We start from the raw sequence: 26,034 nt of genomic DNA on the forward strand, positions 1-26,034 counted from the left end.
CTTGCTTACTCTTGCGGCGCAGCGTCTTCCTGAGGAGCCGCCACCGGCGCCACATCGCGGTCCAGCAGCGCCTTCATCGACAGCTTGATGCGACCCTTCTCATCGGTCTCCAGCACCTTGACCTTGACGATCTGGCCTTCCTTCAGGAAGTCGGTAACTTTCTCGACACGCTGATGGGCGATCTGGCTGATGTGCAGCAGGCCGTCCTTGCCGGGCAGCAGGTTCACCAGGGCACCGAAGTCCAGGATCTTGGTGATCGGGCCTTCGTAGATCTTGCCGATCTCGACTTCGGCGGTGATCTCCTGGATGCGACGCTTGGCGTGCTCGGCCTTGTCTGCATCGGTCGATGCGATCGTGATCGTGCCGTCTTCACCGATATCGATGGTCGTGCCGGTTTCCTCGGTCAGCGCGCGGATGGTGGCGCCGCCCTTGCCGATCACGTCACGGATCTTTTCCGGATTGATCTTGATGGTGTACAGACGCGGCGCGAACTGCGACACCTCGGTATTGGCCACGCCCATCGCCTCGACCATCTTGCCCAGGATGTGCAGACGCGCTTCCTTGGCCTGAGCCAGTGCGACCTGCATGATTTCCTTGGTGATGCCCTGGATCTTGATGTCCATCTGCAGCGCGGTGATGCCACCGGTGGTGCCGGCCACCTTGAAGTCCATATCGCCCAGATGATCTTCATCACCCAGGATGTCGGTCAGCACGGCGAAGCGGTTGCCATCCTTGATCAGGCCCATCGCGATGCCGGCCACATGGGCCTTCATCGGCACGCCAGCATCCATCAGCGCCAGGCAACCACCGCAGACCGATGCCATCGACGAGGAGCCGTTGGACTCGGTGATCTCCGACACCAGACGCATCGTGTAAGGGAAGTCTTCCTTGCTCGGCAGCGCGGCAATCAGCGCGCGCTTGGCCAGGCGGCCGTGACCGATTTCGCGACGCTTGGGCGTGCCGAAACGGCCTGCCTCGCCGGTGGCGAAGGGAGGCATGTTGTAGTGCAGCATGAAGCGGTCTTCGAACTCGCCGGCCAGCGCGTCGATGCGCTGCGCGTCACGGTCGGTGCCCAGCGTGGCGACCACCAGGGCCTGGGTCTCGCCACGGGTGAACAGCGAGGAGCCGTGGGTGCGCGGCAGCAGGCTGTTGCGGATCTCGATGGCGCGCACGGTGCGGGTGTCGCGGCCGTCGATGCGCGGCTCGCCGGCCAGGATCTGGCCACGCACGATCTTGGCTTCGATCTCGAACAGCAGGGCTTCGATCGCGACGCTGTCGAAGGCCACGCCTTCAGCCTTCAGGGCGGTCATCACATCGGCGTAGGCCGCGCGGCAGGCCTGGGTGCGGGCCTGCTTGTTGCGGATCTGGTAGGCGGCTTCGAGCTTGGCCTTGGCCAGACCGTCGATCTTGGCGATCAGGGCCTCGTCCTTGGCCGGCGGCTGCCAGTCCCAGGCCGGCTTGCCGGCGTCACGCACCAGCTCATTGATCGCGGCGATCGCGACATTGCCCTGCTCGTGGCCGAACACCACGGCGCCCAGCATCACTTCTTCGCTCAGGCCGGCGGCTTCGGACTCGACCATCAACACGGCGGACTGCGTGCCGGCGACCACCAGGTCCAGCTGGCTGTCCTTCAGCGCGGTCTGACCCGGGTTCAGCACGTACTCGCCATTGACATAGCCGACACGGGCCGCACCGATGGGGCCGTTGAACGGGATGCCGCTGACGGCCAGCGCGGCGCTGGTGGCGATCATCGCGGCGATGTCGGCCTGCACCTCGGGGTTCAGGCTGACGACGTGGACGATGACCTGGACTTCGTTGTAGAAGCCTTCGGGGAACAGCGGGCGGATCGGACGATCGATCAGGCGGCAGGTCAGCGTCTCCAGCTCGCTGGGGCGACCTTCGCGCTTGAAGAAGCTGCCGGGGATCTTGCCGGCGGCATAGGACTTCTCGGTGTAGTCGACCGTCAGCGGGAAGAAATCCTGGCCGGCCTTGGCCTCGGTCTTGGCCACCACGGTGGCCAGCACCACGGTGTCATCGATATTCACCAGCACAGCGCCGGTGGCCTGGCGAGCGATCTCGCCGGTTTCCATCGTGACGGTGTGGGCGCCCCACTGAAAGGTCTTCGTGACTTTATTGAACATGCTCATGCTCATCTCCTCTTGATGTCATGCCGCTTGCGGTGCGGCTCAGGACCGGGAGTGAGACTGGGTTTGGCGGGATGCCATTCCAGAGAATCTGCTTCACATCAAACGATGCAGAGGCCTTGGAATGACACAGCAGCGCCACGTCAGCTCAACTCCAACTGAAAGCGTAAAAGACAAAGAGCCTGTGCTGGACGTTGACCCAGACAGGCTCCTTGATCTCACACGCGAATTACTTGCGCAGGCCCAGCTTCTGGATCAGCGCGACGTAACGGGCGGCATCCTTGCGCTTCAGATAGGCCAGCAGGCTCTTGCGCGTGTTGACCATCTTCAGCAGACCACGACGACCATGATGGTCCTTCATGTTTGCCTTGAAGTGAGGGGTCAACGAGTTGATGCGCGCGGTCAGCAGGGCCACCTGGACTTCCGGCGAGCCGGTGTCGTTGGCGCTGCGGGCGTTCGATTGAACGATTTCTGCTTTATTGATGGTCATATGCGTTTCCAGCATTCGGATTCCGCTGGAACGACGCCAGGGCCAATGCCCTGCCACGCACACAGACGGTTTCCATGGTTTTACTTGCGGTCACGGGTGAAACCGACCCGAGCCGTGCCTTGATTTCACTCATCCGGGCTCCCGTACGGGCTAGCTCGGCGAGCAAAACCTCCGGATTATAGACCAAGTCGGCGGCGCGCTTCAGCGAGCCGGCCTGGACATCTGGCATCGATGCGGCTGCTCCGCCCGGGCCTCGTCCACAAAGCGCACGGTACGGAAACCATAGCCCGAGCCCTCGTTGTCGTGGCGCGCGCCGGGCGTACCGGCACGCTTCATCACGCTGACGTAGAGCGGCTGGATGAACTGGTGGTCGGCCGCGCGCATCTGGCCCTGCCCGACACCGCCCAGCGTCTTGCCGTCGTACTTCAGCCCCTCCATCGCCCGGGCCACGGTCGCCACGTCCAGCGACTTCGCCCGCTCGATGCCGGCCACCAGCACCTCGACCATGGCCTGCATGCGGGCGTGAACATAGTCATCCTCGGGCTTGGGGAAGCGCGTGCGGAATGCGGCGTAGAAGCGATCCGAGCTGGGCGTGCCGACATTCGGATGCCATTCGGCCACGGCCACCACCCTGTCGATGCCGGCCTCGCCCAAAGCAGCCGGCACACCGAGCGCATTGCCATAGAAGGTGTAGAAGCGCGCATTCAGACCCACATCCTTGGCCGCCTTGATCAGCAAGGTCAGATCATTGCCCCAGTTGCCGGTCAGCACCGCCTGTGCGCCGCTGGCCTTGATCTTGGTGACATAGGGCATGAAGTCCTTGACCCGGCCGACCGGGTGCAATTCGTCGCCGACGATCTCGATATCGGGCCGCTTGGCCGCCAGCATCTCGCGACCCTGCCTCAGCACATGCTGGCCGAAGCTGTAGTCCTGGCCGATCAGGTAGAGCTTCTTGATCGAGGCATCCTCGCGCAACTCGTCGGTCAGCGCGGCCAGGCGCATATCGGCATGGGCGTCGAAGCGGAAATGCCAGAAGCTGCATTTCTCGTTGGTCAGCGCCGGATCGACCGCCGAGTAGTTCAGGAACAGCGCACGCCGCTGGGGTTCGCGCTCGTTGTGCTTGTTCAAGGCATCGATCAAGGCGGCGGCCGTGGCCGAGCTATTGCCCTGCAGCACGAACGAGGCCTTCTGATCGACGGCCGAGCGCAGCATGGACAGCGCTTCCTCGGTCGCCCCCTTGCTGTCCAGCCGCAGCAGTTGCAAGGGCCGCGCACCGCCCGGCAGCTTGACACCGCCTCTTGCGTTGACACGCTCGGTGGCCCAGACCAGGTTGCGATAGACCGCCTCGCCGGCATTGCCGAAGGGACCGGACAGGCCCTCGATCAAGGCCAGCTTGATCGGTTCGGCGGCACCGGCCATCAGCGGCGCGGCCAGTAAAAGGGCGGCCAGATGGTGACGAGAAGGGAAGTTCCAAGCCATGAGGAAGTGAATTTTTGAGGGCTATTGAATTGAGAAAAGCCGCGCCAAGCTTGGTTGGCATGGGGGCTGCGCCCTGAAAGATCCAGCAGCGATTTTTTCCGCCATCTCATTGTAGGAGCTGCCATGTTTGTGATTCCCGTCTCCCGTCATTCCGCCGATCTGTCGCGCCACATCGAGCGCCTGTTCAACACTGACGCCGTCGCCTTGCGCAGCCCGGCGCTGGACGTCAGCGAGACCGATGCCGCCTACACCTTGCAGCTCGATCTGCCGGGCGTGGCCAAGGAGTCCGTCAAGATCAAGATCGAGGGCCGCCGCGTCAGCATCGATGCCGAGCAGACCCGCGCCGCCGACAAGGCCGAGGGCGAGCGGGTGCTGTACCGCGAGCGTTCGGTGACGCGCTTCTCGCGCACGCTGGCCTTGCCTCAGGAGCTCAACAAGAGCGACTCCACCGCCAAGCTGGACAACGGCGTGCTGACCCTGACCCTGGTCAAGCGCCAGCCGGACAATGCCGGCGAACTCAGCGTCAGCTGAGCCGAGTCAGGGCGAGCCGAGCGCCCAGCGCGGGCGCACCTCGAAACCACCGCCGCCCTGCGGCTGCAGCGTCGCCATGCCGCGCTGCAGCCGCATCGCGGCGGCCATCGCAATCATCGCGCCGTTGTCGGTGCACAGGCTCAGCTCCGGGTAGTGCACGCGCACGCCGCGCTTGGCGCAGGCGGTGTTCAGCTGCTGACGCAGCAGACTGTTGGCACCGACGCCGCCGGCCACCACCAGGCGCTTGAGCCCGGTGTTCTTCAGCGCCAGCAGCGACTTCTTCACCAGCACCTCGACGATGGCGGCCTGGGTCGAGGCCGCCAGATCGGCGCGCTGCTGATCACTCGGGCCTTCGCCGAGCTTCTTCACCTGCGTCAGTACCGCCGTCTTCAAGCCGGCAAAGCTGAAGTCGGGCTTGCCGCTGTGCAGCAGCGGGCGCGGCAGCGCAAACGCTGCGGGGTCGCCCTGCTCGGCCAGCCGGGCCAGATGTGGGCCGCCGGGATAGGGCAGGCCCAGCAGCTTGGCGCTCTTGTCGAAGGCCTCACCGGCCGCATCATCGATGGTCTCGCCCAGGATCTCGTACTGGCCGACATCATCGACCCGCATCAGCTGCGTATGGCCACCGGACACCAGCAGTGCGACGAAGGGGAACTCGGGTGCATCAACCGACAGAAAGGGCGACAGCAGATGGCCTTCCAGATGGTGCACGCCCAGCGTCGGCTTGCCAAGCGCGGCCGCCAGCGACACCGCGACACCGGCGCCCACCAGCAGGGCCCCGGCAAGACCCGGCCCCTGGGTATAGGCGATCACATCGATATCGGCCAGCTCGACGCCGGCCGCAGCCAGCACTTCGCGCGTCAATGGGAGCACGCGGCGGATATGGTCGCGCGAGGCCAATTCGGGCACGACACCGCCATAGGCCTGGTGCATGCTGATCTGGCTGTGCAGGGCCTGGGCCAGCAAGGTAGGCACGCCCTGGGCACCCGGCTCTGGCACATCGACCAAGGCCACGCCGGTCTCATCGCAGGACGACTCGAAGCCCAGGACCTTCATGTTCAGTGATTCTCTTTGGCGTGATTGATCGAGTACTTCGGAATCTCGATAGTCACATCGGTCTGACCCAGGATGGCCTGGCAGCTCAGCCGCGAATCGGGCTCCAGGCCCCAGGCACGGTCCAGCATGTCTTCCTCACCCTCCTCCATCTCGGACAGCGTGCGGCCACCTTCGCGCACGATCACATGGCAGGTGGTGCAGGCGCAGACCTGGTCGCAGGCATGCTCGATCTCGATATGGTTGTCCAGCAGCGCCTCGCAGATCGAGGTGCCGGCCGGCGCCGTCACGGTTTTGCCCTGCGGGCAGTACTCGGCATGGGGAAGGATTTTGATGATGGGCATGGAGCTTCCCCTGTTTACATCTGTTCGATATTGCGGCCGGTCAGCGCCTGCTGAATGCCACGATTCATGCGCTCGGCAGCGAAGGCTTCGGTGCCCTTGGCCAGGGTCTCGACGGCCGCATTGATCGCGTCCGCGTCCTCGCCTTCGGCGGCCAGGGCCAGCTGCTTCAGCAGCTCGGCTACGGCGGCGCGCTGCGCCTCGTCCAGCAGATCGCCATCGGCCGCCAGCGCCGACTGCGTGGCCAGCGTCATGCGCTCGGCCTCGACACGGGCCTCACGCAGCTTGCGCGCCTGCATATCCGATTCGGCGCTGGCAAAACCGTCCTTCAGCATGCCGGCGATCCGATCGTCCGACAGGCCGTAGCTCGGCTTGACCTGAACCGCCGCCTCGACACCCGAGCCCAGCTCCTTGGCCGAGACGCTCAGCAAGCCGTCGGCATCGACCTGGAAGGTGACGCGGATGCGCGCGGCGCCGGCCACCATGGCCGGGATGCCGCGCAGCTCGAAGCGCGCCAGCGAACGGCACTCGCTGACCAGCTCGCGCTCACCCTGCAAGACATGGACCGCCATCGCGGTCTGCCCGTCCTTGAAGGTCGTGAAGTCCTGCGCCTTGGCGACCGGAATCGTCGCATTGCGCTCGATGATGCGCTCGACCAGACCACCCATGGTCTCCAGACCCAGCGACAGCGGAATCACATCCAGCAGCAGGATCTCGCCATCGGCCGCATTGCCGGCCAGCTGATTGGCCTGGATGGCCGCCCCCAGCGCGACAACCTCGTCGGGATTCAGGTTCGTCAAAACCTCACGGCCGAACAGCTGACCGACCGCCGCGCGCACGCCGGGCATGCGGGTCGAACCGCCGACCATCACCGTGCCCTGCACCTCCTCGGCCTTCAGCCTGGCGTCGCGCAGCACCCGCTTGACGGCGGCCAGCGTCTTGTCGACCAAGGGCTTGGTCAGCGCATCGAACTGCTCGCGGCTGAGCGCGACATCGAGCGCGCCCGCATCCAGCGCGCACTGCAGCCGGGTCTGCGGCGCATCGGACAACGCCTCCTTGGCCAGGCGCGCGGCCATCAGCACCGCACGCTTGTCATGCGCGCTGACGGTCTCCAGCCCGGCTTCGACCAGCGCCCAGTCGGCCAGCAGGCGATCGAAGTCGTCGCCGCCCAGGGCCGCATCGCCGCCGGTCGCCACCACCTCGAAGACACCGCGCGTCAGGCGCAGCAGCGAGATGTCGAAGGTGCCGCCACCGAGGTCGTAGACCGCGTACAAGCCCTCGCTGGCATTGTCCAGGCCATAGGCGATGGCCGCAGCGGTGGGCTCGTTGATGAGGCGCAGCACATTCAGGCCGGCCAGTTGAGCGGCATCCTTGGTGGCCTGGCGCTGGGCATCGTCGAAATAGGCCGGCACCGTGATCACGGCACCGAAGATGTCGTCGGCAAAGCTGTCCTCGGCACGGAAGCGCAAGGTCGCCAGAATCTCGGCCGAGACCTCGACCGGCGACTTCAGGCCGTCGCGCGTCGCGATCGACAGCATGCCCGGCGTATCCTCGAAGCGGTAAGGCAGCTTGTCGCGGTTGGCGACATCAGCCAGCGAGCGGCCCATGAAGCGCTTGACCGAGACGATGGTGTTCTCCGGATCGTCAGCTTGGGACGCGAAGGCGGCCGCGCCGATCTGGCGCCGCCCTTCCTCCAGATAACGCACGGCCGAGGGCAGGATGACGCGCCCCTGCTCGTCCGGCAGGCACTCGGCCACGCCATGGCGCACCGAGGCCACCAGCGAGTGGGTTGTGCCCAGGTCGATGCCCACCGCGATGCGGCGCTCATGCGGGTTGGGCGATTGCCCGGGTTCGGAAATCTGCAACAAAGCCATTTTTACTGTCCTAGGGCGTCCAGCCTCTTGTCGATATCGGCACGGAATCGGGCGATGAACATCAGGGCCCGGACCTGCTCGGCCGCCGCCGGCGCGTCGTCCGCCTCATCGAGCAGGCGCTGCACATCGGCCAGCAAGCCGCGCTCGCGCTGCGCGACCTCGGCATCCAGGGCCTCGACCGCAGCCAGGCCTTCCGCCTCGTCCAAGGCCTCGCGCCAACTCATCTGCTCCATCAAGAAGGCCGTCGGCATGCGGGTGTTCTCGTTGACCAGCAGCGGCACGCCGCGCAACTCGCACAGATAGGCGGCGCGCTGGAGCGGGTCGCGCAAGCGCTGGTAGGCCTCATTGACGCGCACGGCCCATTGCATCGCCAGCCGCTGCGACGATGCGCCCTCGGCGGCGAACTTGTCGGGATGAACCTGGGCCTGCAAGGCCTTCCAGCGCGCATCGATCTCGACACGCTCTTGGGCCTGGCGCTCGGGCAGGCCAAACAGCTTGAAGTCGTTGTCGTCGAGTCGCATGCGATGAAGCTTGTTTACAAAACAGCCAAGAAAAAAGCGCGGCTGATGGCCGCGCCCTGCGATGGAGCCGCGATTTTAGACGCGGAAGGATTCACCGCAGCCGCAGCGGTCTTTCTCGCGCGGGTTGCGAAACTTGAAGCCCTCGTTGAGGCCTTCGCGCACGAAATCCAGCTCGGTGCCTTCCAGATAGGGCAGGCTTTTGGGGTCGATCAGGATCTTCACACCATGACCCTCGAAGATCACATCCTCCGGCGTCACATCGTCGGCGTACTCGAGCTTGTAGGCCAGGCCCGAGCAGCCAGTGGTCTTGACGCCCAGACGCACGCCCACGCCGCGCCCGCGTTTGGCGATATAGCGCGTCACATGGCGCGCGGCCGCCTCGGTCAGAGTCACAGACATGCTGCTGATCCCTTACTGCGTGTGCTTGGCGCGGTAGTCATCGACCGCAGCCTTGATCGCGTCTTCGGCCAGGATGGAGCAGTGGATCTTCACCGGCGGCAAGGCCAGCTCTTCGGCGATCAAGGTGTTCTTGATCTCCAGCGCCTGGTCCAGCGTCTTGCCCTTGACCCACTCGGTCACCAGCGAGCTCGAGGCGATCGCCGAGCCGCAGCCATAGGTCTTGAACTTGGCATCCTCGATCAGCCCGGTGGCCGGGTTGACCTTGATCTGCAGCTTCATCACATCGCCGCAGGCCGGCGCGCCGACCATGCCGGTGCCGACCGAATCGTCGCCCTTCTCGAAGGCGCCGACATTGCGGGGGTTTTCGTAGTGATCAACAACTTTTTCACTGTAGGCCATGATTGTTCTCCAACGTATTTCTGAGGTTCAGTGGGCGGTCCACTGGATCGTGCTGATGTCTATGCCATCCTTGTACATATCCCACAGTGGCGATAGCTCACGCAGCTTGGCGACGCGGTCCTTCAGGACCGTCACCGCATAGTCGATCTCTTCAACCGTCGTGAAGCGGCCGATGGTCATGCGCAGCGAGGAGTGCGCAAGCTCATCGCTGCGGCCCAGCGCGCGCAAGACATAACTGGGCTCCAGACTGGCCGAGGTGCAGGCCGAGCCGGACGACACCGCCAGCCCCTTGACGCCCATGATCAGCGACTCGCCTTCCACATAGTTGAAGGAGATGTTCAGGTTATGCGGCACGCGCTGCGCCAGATCGCCGTTGACGAACACCTGCTCGATGCCGCTGAGGCCGTCCAGCAGACGCTGGTGCAGCATGCGGATGCGAGCGCCCTCCTCGGCCATCTCGTTCTTGGCGATCTCGAAAGCCAGGCCCATGCCGACGATCTGGTGGGTGGCCAAGGTACCCGAGCGCATGCCGCGCTCATGGCCGCCACCGTGCATCTGGGCTTCCAGACGCACACGCGGCTTGCGGCGCACGAACAGCGCGCCGATACCCTTGGGGCCATAGGTCTTGTGCGAGGCCAGGCTCATCAGATCGATGGGCAGCTGGGTCACATCGATCGCGATCTTGCCGGTGGCCTGGGCCGCATCGACATGGAAGATGATGCCCTTCTCGCGGCAGATATTGCCGATCGCGATCACATCCTGGATCACGCCGATCTCGTTGTTCACAAACAGCACCGAGGCCAGAATGGTGTCAGGCCGCAGCGCGGCCTTGAACTTGTCCAGATCCAGCAGGCCGTTTTCCTGCACATCCAGATAGGTGACCTCAAAGCCTTGGCGCTCCAGCTCGCGGCATGTGTCCAGCGTGGCCTTGTGCTCGGTCTTCAGGGTGATGATGTGCTTGCCGCGCGTCTTGTAGAACTGCGCCGCACCCTTGACCGCCAGATTGATCGACTCGGTCGCGCCCGATGTCCAGACGATTTCGCGCGGGTCGGCATTGATCAGCGAGGCCACCTGCTCACGGGCCTTCTCGACCGCCGCTTCCGCTTCCCAACCCCAGGCATGGCTGCGCGAGGCCGGATTGCCGAAATGCTCGCGCAACCAGGGGATCATCGCTTCGACCACGCGCGGGTCCACCGGCGTCGTCGCGCCGTAATCCAGAGAGATGGGGACGTGGGGCGTCATGTCCATGAGATGCGACTGCTTTTGATTTGTTGGATTACTTGTTGAAGGCGTTGCCGAGGGCAAACACCGAATTCGGCGCGGTGATGCGGATGGGCTTGACCACCGGCGTCGTCGAGATCGCCCGCTTGATCGGCGCTTCCTCTATCGTGACGCCCTTGGCCAACTGGTCCTCGACCAGCTTGCGCAGCGACACCGAGTCGAGATACTCGATCATCTTGGCGTTCAGACTGGTCCAGAGCTCATGCGTGATGCATTTGCCGGTGTCCTCGCCCATGCAGTTTTCCTTGCCGCCGCAGCCGGTCGCATCGATCGGCTCATCGACCGCGACGATGATGTCGGCCACCGTGATCTCGTCGGACTTGCGGCCCAGCGAGTAACCGCCGCCGGGTCCACGCGTGCTTTCGACCAACTCGTGCCGGCGCAGCTTGCCGAACAGCTGTTCCAGATAGGACAGCGAGATCTGCTGGCGTTGGCTGATCGCCGCCAGCGCGACCGGGCCGCCGTTTTCACGCAGCGCCAAATCGATCATCGCGGTGACAGCGAATCGACCTTTGGTTGTGAGACGCATGAGACTCTCCTTCGGTCCAACAGACCATGGGGCGGTACAACAACAAAACCAGCAAGCTGAGCGACCCGGCACCCGCCCGGCGCGGGGGTTAACCCTTGGGTATGCCTGAGCATTTTACTCAATTATTAAGACGCTTGCTGGGCGCGCTCCCGGGCGCCCCGCGCTGGCGCGCCGAAGCGCCGCTATCTGACCGTCAGACGCGGCCGCGCGGCGGCGGGTTGGCGCTGTCCAGCGGCACCAGATTGTCGTGCACGACGGCACCGAAGGCCTGCTCGCGCAGCTGCGCCAACTGATCGCGCACCCGAGCCGCTTTTTCGAACTCGAGGTTGCGGGCATGCTCCAGCATCTGGCGCTCCAGCTGGGCGATGCGCTTGCCCAGGTCCTTCTCGGACAGCTCCTCGACCGCAGCCGCCTGCACCAGCTTGTCGTCGTCGCGGCCGGGCTTGTCCGAGTAGACGCCCTCGATCAGCTCCTTGATGCGCTTGTTCAGCCCGCGTGGCGTGATGCCATTGGCCTCGTTGAAGGCGATCTGCTTGGCACGCCGACGCTCGGTCTCATCGATGGCCTTGCGCATCGAGTCGGTGATGCGGTCGCCGTAGAGGATGGCCTTGCCATTGAGGTTGCGCGCGGCCCGGCCTATGGTCTGGATCAGGCTGCGCTCGGCGCGCAGAAAACCCTCCTTGTCGGCGTCCAGAATGGCCACCAGCGACACCTCGGGAATGTCCAGGCCTTCGCGCAGCAGGTTGATTCCCACCAGCACATCGAAGGCCCCCAGGCGCAGATCGCGCAAGATCTCGACCCGCTCCACCGTGTCCACATCCGAGTGCAGATAGCGCACCTTGACACCGTTATCGCTCAGATAGTCGGTCAGCTGTTCAGCCATGCGCTTGGTCAGCGTGGTGATCAGCACCCGCTCATTGACATCGACGCGCAGCCGGATCTCGCCCAGCACATCGTCGACCTGGTGGGTGGCCGGCCTCACCTCGATGATGGGATCGACCAGGCCGGTAGGCCGCACCAACTGCTCGACGACCTGGCCGGCATTCTCCTTCTCGTAAGCGGCCGGCGTGGCCGAGACGAACACCGCCTGGCGCATCTTGCGCTCGAACTCATCGAACTTCAGCGGCCGATTGTCCATCGCCGAGGGCAGCCGGAAGCCGTACTCGACCAAGGTGGTCTTGCGCGCCCGGTCGCCGTTGTACATGCCGCCGAACTGGCCGATCAGCACATGGCTCTCGTCCAGGAACATCAGCGCATCGGGCGGCAGGTAGTCGACCAGGGTCGGTGGCGGCGAGCCGGGCTCGGCACCGGACAGATGGCGGGTGTAGTTCTCGATGCCCTTGCAGTGGCCCACCTCCTGCAGCATCTCCAAATCGAAACGGGTGCGCTGCTCGATGCGCTGCGCCTCAACAAGCTTGCCGTCCTTGACGAAATGGGCGACGCGGTCGCGCAGCTCCTGCTTGATGCCGTCCATCGCCGCCAGCACGCGTTCGCGCGGCGTCACATAGTGACTGCTCGGGTAGACGGTGAAGCGAGGGATCTTCTGGCGGATCTTGCCGGTCAGCGGGTCGAAGAGCTGCAGGGTCTCGACCTCGTCGTCAAAGAGCTCGATGCGCAGCGCCAGCTCCGAGTGCTCGGCCGGAAACACATCGATGGTGTCACCGCGCACGCGGAAGTGCCCGCGCGTGAACTCCATCTCGTTGCGCGTGTACTGCATCCGTATCAGCTGGGCGATCACATCGCGCTGATCCATCTTGTCGCCGCTGCGCAGCGTCATCACCATCTGGTGGTAGTCGGCCGGATTGCCGATGCCGTAGATGGCCGAGACCGAGGCGACGATCACGACATCGCGACGCTCCAGCAGGCTCTTGGTGCAGGACAGGCGCAGCTGCTCGATGTGCTCGTTGATCGCGCTGTCCTTCTCGATGAAGAGATCGCGCTGCGGCACATAGGCCTCGGGCTGGTAGTAGTCGTAGTAGCTGACGAAATACTCGACCGCGTTCTTCGGGAAGAACTCGCGGAACTCGCTGTAGAGCTGGGCCGCCAGCGTCTTGTTGGGCGCGAAGATGATGGCCGGCCGGCCCAGCCGGGCGATCACATTGGCCATCGTGAAGGTCTTGCCCGAGCCGGTCACGCCCAGCAGGGTCTGGAAGCTCAGGCCGTCGTTGATGCCCTCGCAGAGCTGGGCGATGGCCGTGGGCTGATCACCGGCCGGCGCAAAGGGCTGGAAGAGCTGGAAGGGCGAGCCTTCGAAAGACACGAATTCGCCCTTCGGCTCCTCGCTAGGGCTTTCGGGGTTCTCAATGGCGACGGGGGCAGATTGCATCGGGGTTTCCCAGGACTCGGGCCGCAAGCCCTCTAGAATTCACGGGCTTGCGCATCATCAACAGCCCGACAGGGTAGCGCAGGCGCCGTTCGATTGTTCGAACGCTCTTGCCACCGTCATGTCAGGAAAGCCGTCCATGTCCTTGTTTGCCGCCGTCGAAATGGCCCCCCGCGACCCCATCCTGGGTCTGAACGAGCAGTTCAACGCCGATACCAACCCCGCCAAGGTGAATCTGGGGGTCGGCGTCTACTACGACGAGAACGGCAAGCTGCCCCTGCTGAAGTGCGTGGCCCAGGCCGAGGCCGCGATGCAGGCCGACCCGAAGGCGCGCGGTTATCTGCCGATCGACGGCATCGCCGCCTATGACAAGGCCGTGCAAGGCCTGGTGTTCGGTTCTGAGAGTGCCATTCTGGCGGCCAAGCGTGTGGCCACCGTGCAGGCCATCGGCGGCACCGGCGGACTGAAGATAGGTGCCGACTTCCTGAAGCGCCTGAACCCCGGCGCCACCGTGCTGATCTCCGACCCCAGCTGGGAGAACCACCGCGCGCTGTTCACCAACGCCGGCTTCCCGGTTCAGACCTACCCTTATTACGATGCCGCCAAGCTGGGCATCAACTTCGACGGCATGCTGGCCGCGCTGAACGGCGCCAGCGCCGGCACCGTGGTCGTGCTGCACGCCTGCTGCCACAACCCGACCGGCTATGACCTGAGCCCCGCCCCATGGGACCAGGTCGTCGCCACCGTCAAGGCGCGGGGCCTGGTCGCCTTTCGGGACAGGGCCTACCAGGGCTTCGGCGAAGGCATCGCCGAAGACGGCGCGGTGGTCCAGCAATTCCTCGCCGCCAATCTGGACTTCTTCGTCTCGACCAGCTTCTCGAAGAGCTTCTCGCTCTACGGCGAGCGCGTCGGTGCGCTAAGCGTGGTCTGCGCCTCGGCCGAGGAGACCGCCAAGGTGCTGAGCCAGCTGAAGATCGTGATCCGCACCAACTATTCCAATCCGCCAACCCATGGCGCCCAGGTGGTTGCGAACGTGTTGTCGACCCCGGCACTGCGCGCGCTCTGGGAAGAGGAGCTGGCCGGCATGCGCTTGCGCATCCGGGCGATGCGCCAGGCGCTGGTCAGCGCGCTGCAAGCTGCCGGCGTGAGCCAGGATCTGAGCTTTGTGACCCGCCAGAAAGGCATGTTCAGCTATTCCGGCCTGAATGCCGCACAAATGCAGCGACTGCGCAGCGAGTTCGGCATTTATGGTGTCGATTCGGGCCGCATCTGCGTGGCCGCGCTGAACGAGAAAAACCTGCCGGCTGTCGCTCAGGCGATGGCGGCGGTGCTGCGCGGCTGACAATCTGCCCGCTGGAACGAGTGGGCTTGCGCAGTTTTAACGGCTTTGCCACCTGGCAAGTCGCATAATGCTGCACTGCACCATTTGTTTTGCAGTACTGTCACCCCACAAAGCTACCGAGGTCCTCCATGCTGTATCAGCTCTACGAAACCCAGCGCGCGCTGATGAGTNTTGTTTTGCAGTACTGTCACCCCACAAAGCTACCGAGGTCCTCCATGCTGTATCAGCTCTACGAAACCCAGCGCGCGCTGATGAGTCCTTTTGCGGAGTTCGCGGGCGCCTCGGCCAAGCTCTACAGCCATCCGCTCTCGCCCTTCGCCCACGGCCCGATGGCCCATCGGGTCTCGGCCGGGCTGGATCTGATGCACCGGCTGGCCAAGGACTACGAGAAGCCCGAGTTCGGGATTCGCGGCGTCGAAGTCGACGGGATCGAGGTGGCGGTGCAGGAGCTGGTGCCGGTCGAGCTGCCCTTTTGCCGGCTGCTGCGCTTCAAGCGCTACACCGATGATCTGGCGGTGCTGGCCAAGATGAAGGACCAGCCCACCGTGCTGGTGGTGGCGCCGCTGTCGGGCCACCACAGCACCCTGCTGCGCGACACCGTGCGCCAGTTGCTGAAGGACCACAAGGTCTTCATCACCGACTGGACCGATGCGCGCATGGTGCCGCTGGACCAGGGCGCCTTCCATCTGGACGACTACATCGCCTATGTGCAGCAGTTCATCCGCCATATCGGTGCGGCCGAATGCCATGTGATCTCGGTCTGCCAGCCCACCGTGCCGGTGCTGGCCGCGATCTCGCTGATGGCGTCGAATGGCGAGACCACGCCGCGCAGCATGACCATGATGGGCGGCCCGATCGACGCCCGCAAGAGCCCCACGGCCGTAAACAATCTGGCGATGAACCGCAGCTTCAGCTGGTTCGAGACCAATGTGATCTACCGGGTGCCGACCAACTTCCCGGGTGCGCAGCGCGCGGTCTACCCCGGCTTTCTGCAGCACACCGGCTTTGTCGCGATGAACCCGGACCGGCATCTGAGCTCGCACTACGACTATTTCCTCGATCTGGTGCGCGGCGACGACGACAGCGCCGAGTCGCACCGCCAGTTCTACGACGAGTACAACGCGGTGCTGGACATGCCGGCCGAGTACTACCTGGACACCATCAAGACCGTGTTCCAGGACTTCGCCCTGGTCAACGGCACCTGGGAGGTCAAGGGCCAGTTGGTGCGCCCGCAGGACATCCAGGGCACGGCCCTGCTGACCATCGAAGGCGAGCTCGATGACATCTCGGGCGCCGGCCAGACCCGCGCCGCGCACGAGCTGTGCTCGGGCATTGCACCCGAACATCAATACCATTACGACGCGATCGGTGCCGGCCACTACGGCATCTTCTCGGGCCGCCGCTGGCGCGAGAAGGTCTACCCCGAGGTGCGCGACTTCATCCTCAAGTACGAGCACCCGGTGACCACGCCTGCGCGCAAGACAACACGGAGCAAGAAGTCCGCTTGAGCGTCTTGGCCCCGACCGCCGATCTGGTCGCCCGCATCGATGCGGCGCTGCCGCAGACCCAGTGCACGCGCTGCGGCTATCCGGACTGCCTGAGCTATGCCCAGGCCGTCGCGGCCGGCGAGGCCGGCATCAACCAGTGCCCGCCCGGCGGTGCCGAGGGCATCGCGCGCCTGGCCGCCCTCACCGGCCGGCCCGAGCTGCCGTTGAGCACCGAGCATGGTGTCGAGGGTCCCCGTCAACTGGCGGTGATCGACGAGAACTGGTGCATAGGCTGCACGCTGTGCATCAAGGCCTGTCCGGTCGACTGCATCGTCGGTGCGCCCAAGGCCATGCATCTGATCATCAACGAGCAATGCACCGGCTGCGAGCTGTGCGTGCCGGCCTGCCCGGTCGACTGCATCTCGCTGCTCAATGTCAGCGGCGAGCAGACCGGCTGGCAGGCCTGGAGCGCACCCCAGGCCGACGAAGCCCTGAAGCGCTACCGCTTCCATCAGCAGCGCCTGCCGCGCGCGCGACAGGAAAACGAGGCCCGGCTGCAGGCCAAGGCCGAGGCCAAGCTCGCCAATCTGGCCGAGGCCAGCAAGCTCACGGACCCGGCCGCGCTGGACCGCAAGCGCAGCATGATAGAAGCCGCGCTGGCGCGCGCCCGGGCCCAGCGCGATTGAGATCCAGGCCCTCGGGCATACGCCATGAACAAGCAAGACATCGCCGCCTTCTTCGCCACCCTGAAGGCGGCCAACCCCTCCCCGCAGACCGAGCTCGAATACAGCAGCGTGTTCGAGTTGCTGGCCGCCGTGCTGCTGTCGGCCCAGGCTACCGATGTCGGCGTCAACAAGGCCACGCGCCGGCTCTATCCGGTCGCCAACACGCCGGCCAAGATCCTGGCGCTGGGCGAGGACGGCCTGGCCGACTACATCCGCACCATCGGCCTGTACCGCACCAAGGCCAAGAATCTCTACAAGACCTGCCAGATCCTGATCGAGCAGCATGGCGGCCAGGTGCCGCGCTCGCGCGAGGCGCTTGAAGCCCTGCCCGGCGTCGGCCGCAAGACCGCCAATGTGGTGCTCAATGTCGCCTTCGGCGAGCCGACGATGGCGGTGGACACGCATATCTTCCGGCTCGGCAACCGCACCGGCCTGGCGCCGGGCAAGAACGTGCTGGAGGTCGAGCAGGGTCTGCTCAAGCGCATCCCGGCCGAGTACCTGGTCGACGCTCATCACTGGCTGATCCTGCATGGCCGCTATGTCTGCCAGGCCCGCAAGCCCTTGTGCGGCCAATGCCAGGTGCGGCCCTTCTGCGATCTGGGCCGCGCGCTGGGGCCCTCTACAATCGGCGCCAATCCCGCCCCATGATTCACTTAGGAAGCCATGCCTAGCATCACCGATCTTCTCGACCGGGTAGAGCGCCTGCTGCTGCGCCATGATGAGTTGAAGCGCACCAACGCCCTGCTGCAGGAGCAGGTGCAAAGCCTGGGCCAGGAGCGCGACAGCCTGCGCTCCCGCCTCGGCGCGGCGCGGCTGCGCATTGATGCGCTGCTGGAGCGGCTGCCTGTCGAGAGTGAGTCCGGAAAGAACAAGTCATGAAGCAAATGGAAGTCACCATCATGGGCCAGAGCTATCTGCTCGGCTGCCCCGAGGGTGGAGAAGCGACGCTGAGCCGTGCGGTCAGCCAGGTGGACCGCGAGATGAGCGCGATCCGCGATGCCGGCAAGGTCAAGGCGCGCGAGCGCATTGCCGTGCTGGCCGCGCTGAACCTGGCCTACCAGCTCGCCGATGGCCCGGCCGCCGCCACGCCGGCACGCGCCGACGAGAGCCAGACCGCCCCCGAACTCGAAGCGCTGATTCGCCGTCTCGATGAAGCCCTTGGCCACGACGGCCAATTGCTTTGAGCGCATAGAATGCGATGGTCCATCGCGTTCGCGTGAGTCTTATATTTCCTTGACCGATGCTCTATGAGCAAGGGCTTGGAACATCGCCCGGTTGGTGTGATCGTCTCGCGTCAGATGAACCCGAAGCTTGGCTGACCTCGCCCACCTGAATCCCCGGGTTCAGGAATGCGGCTCACGGCTCGCGGTGGACACCTTACACAAGCACGGGCCCGCTCCACACCTTGAACTACTGGTTGATGAAGTCCGAGCCGGACGAGTGCTCGATCGACGATCTCGCTGCCGCACCTGACCACACCGTGCCCTGGATCGGCGTGCGCAACTACCAGGCCCGCAACTTCATGCGCGATGCGATGCGGGTAGGCGATGGTGTGCTGTTCTATCACTCATCGTGTCCGCAGCCAGGCATTGCTGGCCTGGCAGAGGTAGCCAGCCCCGCCTACCCGGACGCCAGCCAGTTCGACCCGGCCAGCCCCTATTTCGATGCCAAATCCAAGCCCGAGGCGCCACGCTGGCTGCATGTCGATGTGCGCCTGCTGCGCAAGACGCGGCTGCTGAGCCTGGCCGAGATGCGCGCCGAGCCGGACCTGGCCCAGATGCGCACGCTGCAAAGCGGCAACCGTCTTTCCATCACCCCGGTCACGGCCGCGGAATGGACCCTGATCCTGAAACTCCTGGCCTGAGCCCGATGACCTTCGACCCCGTTTTGCTGATCGAGTTGCTGTTACTGGGCCTGTGCTCGGGCTTTCTGGCCGGCCTGCTGGGCATAGGCGGCGGCATGCTGATGGTGCCCATCCTGACCTGGATGCTGTCCAAGCAAGGGGTCAGCGCCGACATGGCCGTCAAGATGGCGATCGCCACCTCGATGGCCACCATCATGTTCACCTCGATCTCCAGCGTGCGCGCCCATCACAAGCGCGGCGCGGTGCGCTGGGATCTGGTGCGCGGCCTGGCCCCCGGCATCCTGATCGGTGGCCTGATCGCCGGCGCCGGTATCTTCGCGCTGCTCAAGGGTGCCTGGCTGGCGCTGTTCTTCGCCGGCTTTGTCAGTTTCTCCGCCTTCCAGATGCTGCTGAACAAGAAGCCGGCGCCAAGCCGCCAGATGCCGGGCACGGCCGGCCAGATCGGCGCCGGCGCCGGCATCGGCATGCTGTCGGGCCTGGTCGGCGCGGGCGGCGGCTTTGTCTCGGTGCCCTTCATGACCTGGTGCAATGTGGCGATGCACAACGCGGTGGCCACCAGTGCCGCCTTGGGCTTCCCGATCGCGCTGGCCAACACCCTGGGCTATGTGGTCGGCGGCTGGCATCTGGCGCCGGCACTGCCGGGCGCGGTCGGCTATCTCTTCATGCCGGCCCTGCTCGTGATCGCCGCGGCCAGCGTGACGATGGCGCCGCTCGGTGCGCGCGCCGCCCATGCGATGAATGTGGCCCAGCTGAAGCGGGCCTTCGCGATGCTGCTCTTCGTGCTGGCCGCTTATATGCTCTACAAGGGCCTAAGCTAAGGCGCCAAAGGGAATCGGCGCCAGCACCACCTGGTTGCCGCCACGGCGCAGCGCTTCCTGCACCGCGGTCTCGCTGGCCGCGACCAGCTCTTCCTGCTTGGACGCGGTGTGCGGGAAGCTCGCCACCCCCATCGACAGCGACAGTCCCAAGTCCTGGCCATTGAGCACCACGATCTGGGCGGTGCACTGGCGGCGCAGCTGCTCCATGCGGGCATGGGCCGTGGCCAGACCGACGCCGGACAAGAGCACCGCAAAGGTCTGCTCGCCGACGCGGCAGGCCGCATCCATCGCCCGGGTATTGGCCCGCAGCATGCGGCCCAGCCCCTCGAGCATGCGCTGGTGCGCCTCGTCGCCGAGTGCCTGCACAGCGGCCGGCGCCGGATCCAGTGCGATCAGCACCAGCGCGAACTCGCGGTGCTCACGGGTCGACAGATCGATCTCGCGCAGCAGCTGGTCATCGAACTGGGCCCGCAGATACAGGCCCGAGACCTCGTCGCGACCGCTGCCGGCCTGCATCTCGCGACGGATCTGCTCCAGCGCCTTCTGCTGCTGCTCGATCTGGTTCAGTGCGCGCTGCAAATGGGTCTCGCGATGGCGCTCCTCGGTGCGCTCCGACCACATCGAGATCAGGTACTCGGCACCCAGCGGCATGCGGGTGACGGCAAACTCGCGCCGCCGCCCGCCCAGCTCCAGCCGATGCTCGCTGACCACCACCGAGCGCTGGGCCATCACGGTCTGCTCGACCCTGCGCATCGCCACCACCTCGTCGGCCCGCATCAGATCGCTGTCGCCGCTGCCGACGATGCTGCTGTCATGGCGCTCGAACAGCGCATTGATACCGACGCTGGCATAGACATAGCGCCCGGTGGCCAGCGATTTGACGGCCATGAAAGCACCCAGCGGCTCGACCAGACCCAGCAGGCCGGCCGCGACTTCGGTATCGGCCAGCTGCAGGCTGGCAAGCCATTGACCGAAGCCACTGACTTGTGGCGAGGCACCGGGGTGCGGGGCGGCTGAGGTGTCCATGGAATCCTGGCAAATCTGGCAATAGGCGCACTCGTCCGGCGAGGACATGGCACCGAGGCTGATGGGGCAATGTAGAGGGCCGCAGCAGATGCGGGCAAGTGCGGGACACCCCCCTGTTTGCTGAGCCCCCCCTAGCTTGAAGGGAGTGATGGTAGCGAAGAACCTCGGCCCTCGAATGAAGACCGCCGCTTTTCATGCCGGCTCACTCAGGCAATGGCCCAAAAAGAGGAGTGATCCGGCAAAACTACAATCCGCAGCTTGCGGCTATCGTGGCCGACCCGCCTTTCCCTGCCTCAGTGCTCGCATGCAAACTTTTGATCTCGTCGTGGTCGGCGCCGGTGCAGCCGGCCTTTTTTGTGCGGGCATTGCCGGCCAGCGCGGGCTGAAAGTCCTGCTGATCGACCACGCACCACGCCTTGCCGAAAAGATCCGCATCTCGGGCGGCGGTCGCTGCAACTTCACAAACCGGGAGGCGACGCCGGCCAATTTCCTGTCGGAAAACCCGGCCTTTTGCCGCTCGGCGCTGGCCCGCTACACGCCGCAGGACTTCATCGCCCTGGTCAACAAGCATGGCATTGCATTCCATGAGAAGCACAAGGGCCAGCTGTTCTGCGACCAGTCCAGCGAGCAGATCATCCAGATGCTGGTGCAGGAATGCGAGGCTGGCGGCGTCGAGCGCCGCCAGCCCTGCACGGTGGCCGATATCAGAACGGTCGACGGCGGCGGCTTCGAGCTCGACACGAGTGCCGGAACGCTGCGCAGCGCCAAGCTGGTCGTGGCAAGTGGCGGGCTGTCCATTCCCAAGATCGGCGCCAGCGACTGGGGCCTGCGCCTGGCCAAGAAGCTGGGCCATGCCATCGTCGAGCCGCGCCCCGCCCTCGTGCCGCTGACCTTCAATGCCCAGGAGTGGGCGCCGTTTGCCGATCTGTCCGGCCTGTCGCTGCCGGTGGTGGTCTCCACCGGCGCCGGCAAGCAGCGCGGCCGCTTCGTCGAGGATCTGCTGTTCACGCACCGCGGCCTCAGCGGCCCGGCCATTCTGCAGATCTCCAGCTACTGGCTGGAGGGTCAGGCCTTGCAGATCGATCTGGCGCCCGAACGCGATCTGGCCGAGACCCTGCGCAGTGCCAAGAGCGGCTCGCGCCGCCAACTCGGCAATGAGCTGACCGAGCTGTTTCCGGCCCGTCTGGCCCAAGCCTGGCTGGCGCGCCTCGGGATGGAGGCAAGCCGGCCGATCGCCGAATGCAAGGACAAGGACTTGCAGCAACTCGCCAGCCAGCTGCAGGCCTGGCAGCTCAAGCCCGACGGCAGCGAGGGCTGGCGCAAGGCCGAGGTGATGCGCGGCGGTGTCGACACCCGCGAGCTGAGCTCGCAGACCCTGGAGAGCAAGCGCGTGCCGGGCCTGTTCTTCATCGGTGAGGTGGTCGATGTGACCGGCTGGCTGGGAGGCTACAACTTCCAATGGGCCTGGGCCAGCGCGGCGGCCTGTGCCCGCTCGCTCGAGCCCTCGGCAGCGGCCCCTGCAGTGATTTCCGCCTGAACTCTCGCCAAGTCTTGAAATCCTGGCTATAATCGCGGTCTTTGCTAGCAAACCCTGCGCGTCGATTCGGAAGCAGAATCCGGATTCTTCTGCTTCAGGCTCTGCATTCAGTGCCGCTTACGGGCAGCACCAATAACGAGTCTGGCGAACACCGAGCGCATATTAAGGAACCATAGTTTCATGACCACCATTCGCGTCAAAGAGAACGAGCCTTTCGATGTGGCACTGCGCCGTTTCAAGCGCACCATCGAAAAACTGGGCCTGCTGACCGACTTGCGCGCCCGCGAGTTCTACGAGAAGCCCACTGCCGAGCGCAAGCGCAAGAAGGCTGCCGCCGTCAAGCGCCACTACAAGCGCGTGCGCAGCATGCAGCTGCCCAAGAAGCTGTACTGAGCATCCCCGTGCTCCGTCGTGGGCTGCCCCGAACCTAGTGTTCATGGCCGACCCTCGGAACAAAGCCCGCACAGGACGCTGCTGCGGGCTTTTTCCATTTCTGCGACGCTTATGCCCGTCACACCAAAGGAATTGATATGAGCTTGAAAGACCGCATCACCGAAGACATGAAGGCCGCGATGCGCGCCAAGGAAGCCGACAAGCTGACGACCATCCGCATGCTGCTGGCGGCCGTCAAGCAAAAAGAGGTCGACGAGCGCGTGGTGGTCGACGATGTGGCCCTGGTGGCCATCGTCGACAAGCTGATCAAGCAGCGCAAGGACTCGCTGAGCCAGTTCACCGCCGCCGGCCGCATGGACCTGGCCGACAAGGAAGCCGCCGAGCTGACCGTGCTGGAGGCCTATCTGCCGCAGCGCCTGTCGGCCGAGGAGATCCAGGCCGCCGTCAACGCCATCGTCGCCGAGCTGGGCGCCAAGGGCCCAGGCGATATGGGCAAGGTGATGGGTGCGGTCAAGGCCCAGCTGGCCGGCAAGGCCGATATGGGCCTGGTGTCGGCCGCGGTCAAGCAGGCACTGAGCCAGTAAGGAGCCCATGATGAGCCTGCCCATGCAAGCGCTGAGCCCCGATTTCTGCGTGGCCCCGCAGCTGGAACCGGCCGCGATGGCCGAGGCCGCTGCGGCCGGTTTTCGCAGCGTGATCAACAACCGTCCCGACTTCGAAGGCGGGCCAGATCAACCCACCAGCGCCCAGGTCGAAGCGGCCGCGCGCGCGGCCGGGCTGGAGTACCGCCACCTGCCGGTCAGCGGTGCTTACCAGTCCCCCGAAGAGATCGAGCAGTTCAAGCAGCTGATCGACAGCCTGCCCCGACCGATCCTTGCCTTCTGTCGTTCGGGGGCGCGTTCGAGCAAGCTATACACAGCGGCCCGTCAAGGCTATTGATAGAACTACGTACCGGGGGAAACACTCCGGCCTCGCTGCTTTGTCTCCTCCTAGAATGCCCGGGGCCGCGCTGCCGGGGCCTGCGGCTATGCCGTGCATTCAAAGGATAGAGGAGTCAACGTGCAGTTCTTACTGGGCCTGTCCAAGGCCATAGACCGGTTCAGCGACATGCTGGGCCATACGATCCGCTGGCTGGTGCTGGCCGCCGTGCTGATCAGCGCCGGCAATGCCATCATGCGCAAGGCCTTCAACATCGGCTCGAATGCCTATCTGGAGATCCAGTGGTATTTGTTCGCCGGTGTGTTCATGCTGGGCGTGGGCTATGTGTTCATGAAGAACGCCCATGTGCGCATCGATTTCATCTCCTCCAAGCTGTCCAAGCGTACCAACGCCATCATCGACATCCTGGGCATCCTGATCTTCATCGCGCCCTTGAGCGTGATCATGATCGAGCTGTCCTGGCCGCTGTTCCAGCGCGCCTGGGAGTCGGGCGAGATGAGCCAGAACGCCGGTGGCCTGATCCGCTGGCCGGTGCTGCTGCTGATCCCGGCCGGCTTCGCCATCTTGCTGCTGCAATGCACGTCCGAGCTGATCAAGCGCATAGCCTTCCTGACCGGCCATCGTGCCGAGCCCTTCTCGGTCGAACACGAGAAGAGTGACGAAGAATTGTTGGCCGAAGAACTGGCCGTCGCTGCTGAGCGCAAGGCCCGAGGAGCCAACTGATGATCGAGTTTCTGACTCAGAACTTTGTCCCGCTGATGTTTGCGGGCCTGTTCTTCTTCCTGCTGACCGGCATCCCGGTCGCCTTCGGCCTGGCGGCCACCGGACTGCTGTTCGGCTTTGTCGGCATGGAGGTGGGGCTGTTCGGCTCCAATCTGTTCCAGGCCCTGCCGCTGCGCGTGTTCGGCATCATGCAGAACGACACCCTGCTGGCCATCCCCTTCTTCACCTTCATGGGCATCATCCTCGAGCGCTCCGGCATGGCCGAGGACCTGCTCGAGACGGTGGGCCAGGTGTTCGGCCCGCTACGCGGCGGTCTGGCCGTGGCAGTGATACTGGTCGGCGCACTGCTCGCCGCCACCACCGGCGTGGTGGCTGCGGCCGTGATCTCGATGGGCCTGATCTCGCTGCCCATCATGCTGCGCTACGGCTACAACCGCACCATCGCCACCGGCACCATCACCGCCTCGGGCACGCTGGCCCAGGCGATCCCGCCCTCGCTGGTGCTGATCGTGCTGGCCGACCAGATGGGCCGCTCGGTCGGCGATATGTATGCCGGCGCGCTGGTGCCCGGCCTGCTGCTGGTGGGCCTGTACCTGCTCTTCATTGCCGGTGTGGCCATCGTCAAGCCGAGCTGGGTGCCTGCCCTGCCGCCCGAGGCCCGCATCTACCGCGAGACCAATGGCGCCAGCGGCCACAAATCGCTGCTCGTGCTGCTGCTGGTCTGCGCCGCTGCCGGCTGGCTCTGGGCCCAGAATCACGAGGCCATCATCAACCCGCTGCTGCAGCGCCAGATGCCGGCACCGGGCGATGAGGTGCTGATTCTGTCGATGACCATTGCGGCCTTCCTGGCCCTGCTCCTGGCCGGCATCAACAAGGTCTTCAAGCTGGGCCTGCTGTCGCGTCTGGCCGGTCAGGTCACCTTTGTGCTGATCCCGCCGCTGGTGCTGATCTTTCTGGTGCTGGGCACGATCTTCCTGGGCGTGGCCACGCCCACCGAGGGTGGCGCCATGGGTGCCGTCGGCGCCCTGATCATGGCGGTCAGCCGTGGCCGACTGGGCCTGGGCCTGATGAAGCAGGCGCTGGACAACACCGCGCGCCTGTCCTGCTTCGTGCTGTTCATCCTGATCGGCTCCACCGTCTTCAGCTTCACCTTCAACGCCGCCGACGGCCATATCTGGGTCGAGCATCTGTTCGCGGCCCTGCCCGGCGGCGCGCTGGGCTTTCTGATCGTCGTGAACCTGCTGGTCTTCGTGCTGGGCATGTTCATCGACTTCTTCGAGATCGCCTTCATCGTCGTGCCCATCCTGGTGCCGGTGGCCGAGAAGATCCTGCCGGCCATGGTGCCCGGCATGTCGCCCGATATGGTGATGATCTGGTTCGGCGTGATCCTGGCGATGAATCTGCAGACCTCCTTCCTGACCCCGCCCTTCGGTTTTGCGCTGTTCTATCTGCGCAGCGTCGCGGCCAAGAAGGACTACAAGGACCGCATCACCAATGAAACCATCCCCGCAGTCAGCACGGCGCAGATCTACAAGGGCTCGATCGCCTTCATCGTGCTGCAGCTGATCATGGTGGCAGTGATCGTCGCCTACCCGGGCCTGGTGACCGGCGGCATGGACAACAGCGCCAAGGTCGATCCGAACTCGGTGGAGATCGAGTTCCAGCCCGATACCAATGCGGACGACACCGAGATGGACGCCAGCAAGCTGTTCGGCGAGCCGGCCAGCGCGCCCGCCAGCCAGCCCTGACCCTGCGGCCGCAAGGCCTGCCAAGCCCAACAAGCCGCCCCGGTCGCAAGCCGGGGCGGCTTTTTCATGAG

The 26,034-nt window shown here is 65.0% G+C and carries 28 protein-coding genes and 1 other RNA gene; 16 read left to right on the forward strand and 13 right to left on the reverse strand.

Annotated features, from left to right (window positions below; translation table 11 throughout):
• Positions 1-5: 5 nt before the first annotated feature.
• From pnp to PO768_RS00565, 3 genes are all read right to left on the reverse strand, one after another.
• Positions 6-2,147 carry a polyribonucleotide nucleotidyltransferase gene (pnp, locus tag PO768_RS00555; protein WP_272644447.1) on the reverse strand — a complete coding sequence of 714 codons (2,142 nt, stop codon included), beginning with the start codon at positions 2,145-2,147 and terminating at the stop codon, positions 6-8.
• 226 nt (positions 2,148-2,373) lie between these two features.
• Entirely contained in the window at positions 2,374-2,634 is a 261-nt protein-coding gene (gene rpsO / locus PO768_RS00560) for a 30S ribosomal protein S15 (protein ID WP_262972797.1), read from the reverse strand.
• A gap of 201 nt (positions 2,635-2,835) precedes the next feature.
• Positions 2,836-4,113, reverse strand: a complete 1,278-nt coding sequence (locus tag PO768_RS00565) for a branched-chain amino acid ABC transporter substrate-binding protein (protein ID WP_442953158.1) — start codon at positions 4,111-4,113, stop codon at positions 2,836-2,838.
• Positions 4,114-4,236: 123 nt separating this feature from the next.
• On the opposite strand from PO768_RS00565, the gene PO768_RS00570 reads away from it, so the two are divergent.
• On the forward strand, positions 4,237-4,644 hold the full coding sequence (locus tag PO768_RS00570; RefSeq protein ID WP_272644448.1) for an Hsp20/alpha crystallin family protein: 408 nt from the start codon (positions 4,237-4,239) through the stop codon (positions 4,642-4,644).
• Positions 4,645-4,650: 6 nt separating this feature from the next.
• Here PO768_RS00570 and tsaD read toward each other — a convergent pair whose 3' ends face one another.
• From tsaD to uvrB, 9 genes are all read right to left on the reverse strand, one after another.
• The gene (tsaD, locus tag PO768_RS00575; RefSeq protein ID WP_272644449.1) at positions 4,651-5,697 is read right to left on the reverse strand and encodes a tRNA (adenosine(37)-N6)-threonylcarbamoyltransferase complex transferase subunit TsaD; all 1,047 of its coding nucleotides are present in this window, start codon (positions 5,695-5,697) and stop codon (positions 4,651-4,653) included.
• Positions 5,698-5,699: 2 nt separating this feature from the next.
• Positions 5,700-6,038 carry an ISC system 2Fe-2S type ferredoxin gene (gene fdx, locus PO768_RS00580; protein ID WP_262972794.1) on the reverse strand — a complete coding sequence of 113 codons (339 nt, stop codon included), beginning with the start codon at positions 6,036-6,038 and terminating at the stop codon, positions 5,700-5,702.
• Between the two features lie 14 nt (positions 6,039-6,052).
• Positions 6,053-7,909 (reverse strand): Fe-S protein assembly chaperone HscA, encoded by a 1,857-nt coding sequence (gene hscA / locus PO768_RS00585; protein ID WP_272644450.1) that lies wholly within the window; start codon positions 7,907-7,909, stop codon positions 6,053-6,055.
• 2 nt (positions 7,910-7,911) lie between these two features.
• Positions 7,912-8,430 (reverse strand): Fe-S protein assembly co-chaperone HscB, encoded by a 519-nt coding sequence (hscB, locus tag PO768_RS00590; RefSeq protein ID WP_272644451.1) that lies wholly within the window; start codon positions 8,428-8,430, stop codon positions 7,912-7,914.
• A 75-nt stretch (positions 8,431-8,505) separates the two neighbouring features.
• Entirely contained in the window at positions 8,506-8,829 is a 324-nt protein-coding gene (gene iscA / locus PO768_RS00595; protein ID WP_137943543.1) for an iron-sulfur cluster assembly protein IscA, read from the reverse strand.
• 12 nt (positions 8,830-8,841) lie between these two features.
• Positions 8,842-9,228, reverse strand: coding sequence for a Fe-S cluster assembly scaffold IscU (gene iscU, locus PO768_RS00600; protein WP_137943544.1), 387 nt, complete (start codon positions 9,226-9,228; stop codon positions 8,842-8,844).
• A gap of 27 nt (positions 9,229-9,255) precedes the next feature.
• Positions 9,256-10,476 carry an IscS subfamily cysteine desulfurase gene (locus PO768_RS00605; RefSeq protein WP_272644452.1) on the reverse strand — a complete coding sequence of 407 codons (1,221 nt, stop codon included), beginning with the start codon at positions 10,474-10,476 and terminating at the stop codon, positions 9,256-9,258.
• Between the two features lie 28 nt (positions 10,477-10,504).
• On the reverse strand, positions 10,505-11,038 hold the full coding sequence (locus PO768_RS00610; protein ID WP_137943546.1) for a Fe-S cluster assembly transcription factor: 534 nt from the start codon (positions 11,036-11,038) through the stop codon (positions 10,505-10,507).
• 193 nt (positions 11,039-11,231) lie between these two features.
• On the reverse strand, positions 11,232-13,364 hold the full coding sequence (gene uvrB / locus PO768_RS00615; protein ID WP_272644453.1) for an excinuclease ABC subunit UvrB: 2,133 nt from the start codon (positions 13,362-13,364) through the stop codon (positions 11,232-11,234).
• A 136-nt stretch (positions 13,365-13,500) separates the two neighbouring features.
• Here uvrB and PO768_RS00620 point away from each other — a divergent pair, with 136 nt between their 5' ends.
• The 9 genes from PO768_RS00620 (at position 13,501) to PO768_RS00660 (ending at position 19,597) form a co-directional block, all read left to right on the forward strand.
• Complete coding sequence (locus tag PO768_RS00620; RefSeq protein WP_272644454.1) at positions 13,501-14,703, forward strand: amino acid aminotransferase; 1,203 nt, start codon at positions 13,501-13,503, stop codon at positions 14,701-14,703.
• Between the two features lie 215 nt (positions 14,704-14,918).
• Complete coding sequence (locus PO768_RS00625; protein WP_272644455.1) at positions 14,919-16,211, forward strand: polyhydroxyalkanoate depolymerase; 1,293 nt, start codon at positions 14,919-14,921, stop codon at positions 16,209-16,211.
• Positions 16,208-16,876: an electron transport complex subunit RsxB gene (gene rsxB, locus PO768_RS00630; protein ID WP_272644456.1), complete on the forward strand. Its 669-nt coding sequence runs from the start codon at positions 16,208-16,210 to the stop codon at positions 16,874-16,876. The genes PO768_RS00625 and rsxB overlap by 4 nt, the downstream gene beginning before the upstream one ends.
• Before the next feature lie 24 nt (positions 16,877-16,900).
• Entirely contained in the window at positions 16,901-17,563 is a 663-nt protein-coding gene (nth, locus tag PO768_RS00635; RefSeq protein WP_272644457.1) for an endonuclease III, read from the forward strand.
• Positions 17,564-17,578: 15 nt separating this feature from the next.
• On the forward strand, positions 17,579-17,794 hold the full coding sequence (gene zapB / locus PO768_RS00640; RefSeq protein ID WP_137943552.1) for a cell division protein ZapB: 216 nt from the start codon (positions 17,579-17,581) through the stop codon (positions 17,792-17,794).
• Positions 17,791-18,099 carry a cell division protein ZapA gene (locus PO768_RS00645; RefSeq protein WP_137943553.1) on the forward strand — a complete coding sequence of 103 codons (309 nt, stop codon included), beginning with the start codon at positions 17,791-17,793 and terminating at the stop codon, positions 18,097-18,099. The genes zapB and PO768_RS00645 overlap by 4 nt, the downstream gene beginning before the upstream one ends.
• 15 nt (positions 18,100-18,114) lie before the next feature.
• Positions 18,115-18,292: non-coding RNA, 6S RNA (gene ssrS / locus PO768_RS00650), on the forward strand.
• Positions 18,293-18,320: 28 nt separating this feature from the next.
• Positions 18,321-18,779, forward strand: coding sequence for an EVE domain-containing protein (locus PO768_RS00655; protein ID WP_272644458.1), 459 nt, complete (start codon positions 18,321-18,323; stop codon positions 18,777-18,779).
• Between the two features lie 5 nt (positions 18,780-18,784).
• Positions 18,785-19,597 (forward strand): sulfite exporter TauE/SafE family protein, encoded by an 813-nt coding sequence (locus PO768_RS00660; protein ID WP_272644459.1) that lies wholly within the window; start codon positions 18,785-18,787, stop codon positions 19,595-19,597.
• Here the strand turns inward: PO768_RS00660 and PO768_RS00665 are convergent.
• The gene (locus tag PO768_RS00665; protein ID WP_137943556.1) at positions 19,589-20,623 is read right to left on the reverse strand and encodes a GGDEF domain-containing protein; all 1,035 of its coding nucleotides are present in this window, start codon (positions 20,621-20,623) and stop codon (positions 19,589-19,591) included. The genes PO768_RS00660 and PO768_RS00665 overlap by 9 nt on opposite strands.
• 304 nt (positions 20,624-20,927) lie before the next feature.
• Between PO768_RS00665 and PO768_RS00670 the strand changes: the two genes are divergently transcribed.
• The 6 genes from PO768_RS00670 to PO768_RS00695 all read left to right on the forward strand — a co-directional run bounded on the left by PO768_RS00670 (position 20,928) and on the right by PO768_RS00695 (position 25,963).
• On the forward strand, positions 20,928-22,160 hold the full coding sequence (locus PO768_RS00670; protein ID WP_272644460.1) for an NAD(P)/FAD-dependent oxidoreductase: 1,233 nt from the start codon (positions 20,928-20,930) through the stop codon (positions 22,158-22,160).
• 180 nt (positions 22,161-22,340) lie between these two features.
• Positions 22,341-22,553: a 30S ribosomal protein S21 gene (rpsU, locus tag PO768_RS00675; protein WP_007833691.1), complete on the forward strand. Its 213-nt coding sequence runs from the start codon at positions 22,341-22,343 to the stop codon at positions 22,551-22,553.
• A 137-nt stretch (positions 22,554-22,690) separates the two neighbouring features.
• Positions 22,691-23,137, forward strand: coding sequence for a GatB/YqeY domain-containing protein (locus PO768_RS00680; protein ID WP_137943558.1), 447 nt, complete (start codon positions 22,691-22,693; stop codon positions 23,135-23,137).
• A gap of 10 nt (positions 23,138-23,147) precedes the next feature.
• Positions 23,148-23,492, forward strand: coding sequence for a TIGR01244 family sulfur transferase (locus PO768_RS00685; RefSeq protein WP_137943559.1), 345 nt, complete (start codon positions 23,148-23,150; stop codon positions 23,490-23,492).
• A 120-nt stretch (positions 23,493-23,612) separates the two neighbouring features.
• Positions 23,613-24,215: a TRAP transporter small permease subunit gene (locus PO768_RS00690; RefSeq protein WP_272644461.1), complete on the forward strand. Its 603-nt coding sequence runs from the start codon at positions 23,613-23,615 to the stop codon at positions 24,213-24,215.
• On the forward strand, positions 24,215-25,963 hold the full coding sequence (locus tag PO768_RS00695; protein WP_272644462.1) for a TRAP transporter large permease: 1,749 nt from the start codon (positions 24,215-24,217) through the stop codon (positions 25,961-25,963). Before PO768_RS00690 ends, PO768_RS00695 begins: the two co-directional genes overlap by 1 nt.
• Positions 25,964-26,034 lie beyond the last annotated feature (71 nt).

Source organism: Paucibacter sp. XJ19-41, assembly GCF_028462495.1.
Taxonomy (GTDB): Bacteria; Pseudomonadota; Gammaproteobacteria; order Burkholderiales; family Burkholderiaceae_C; genus Roseateles_E.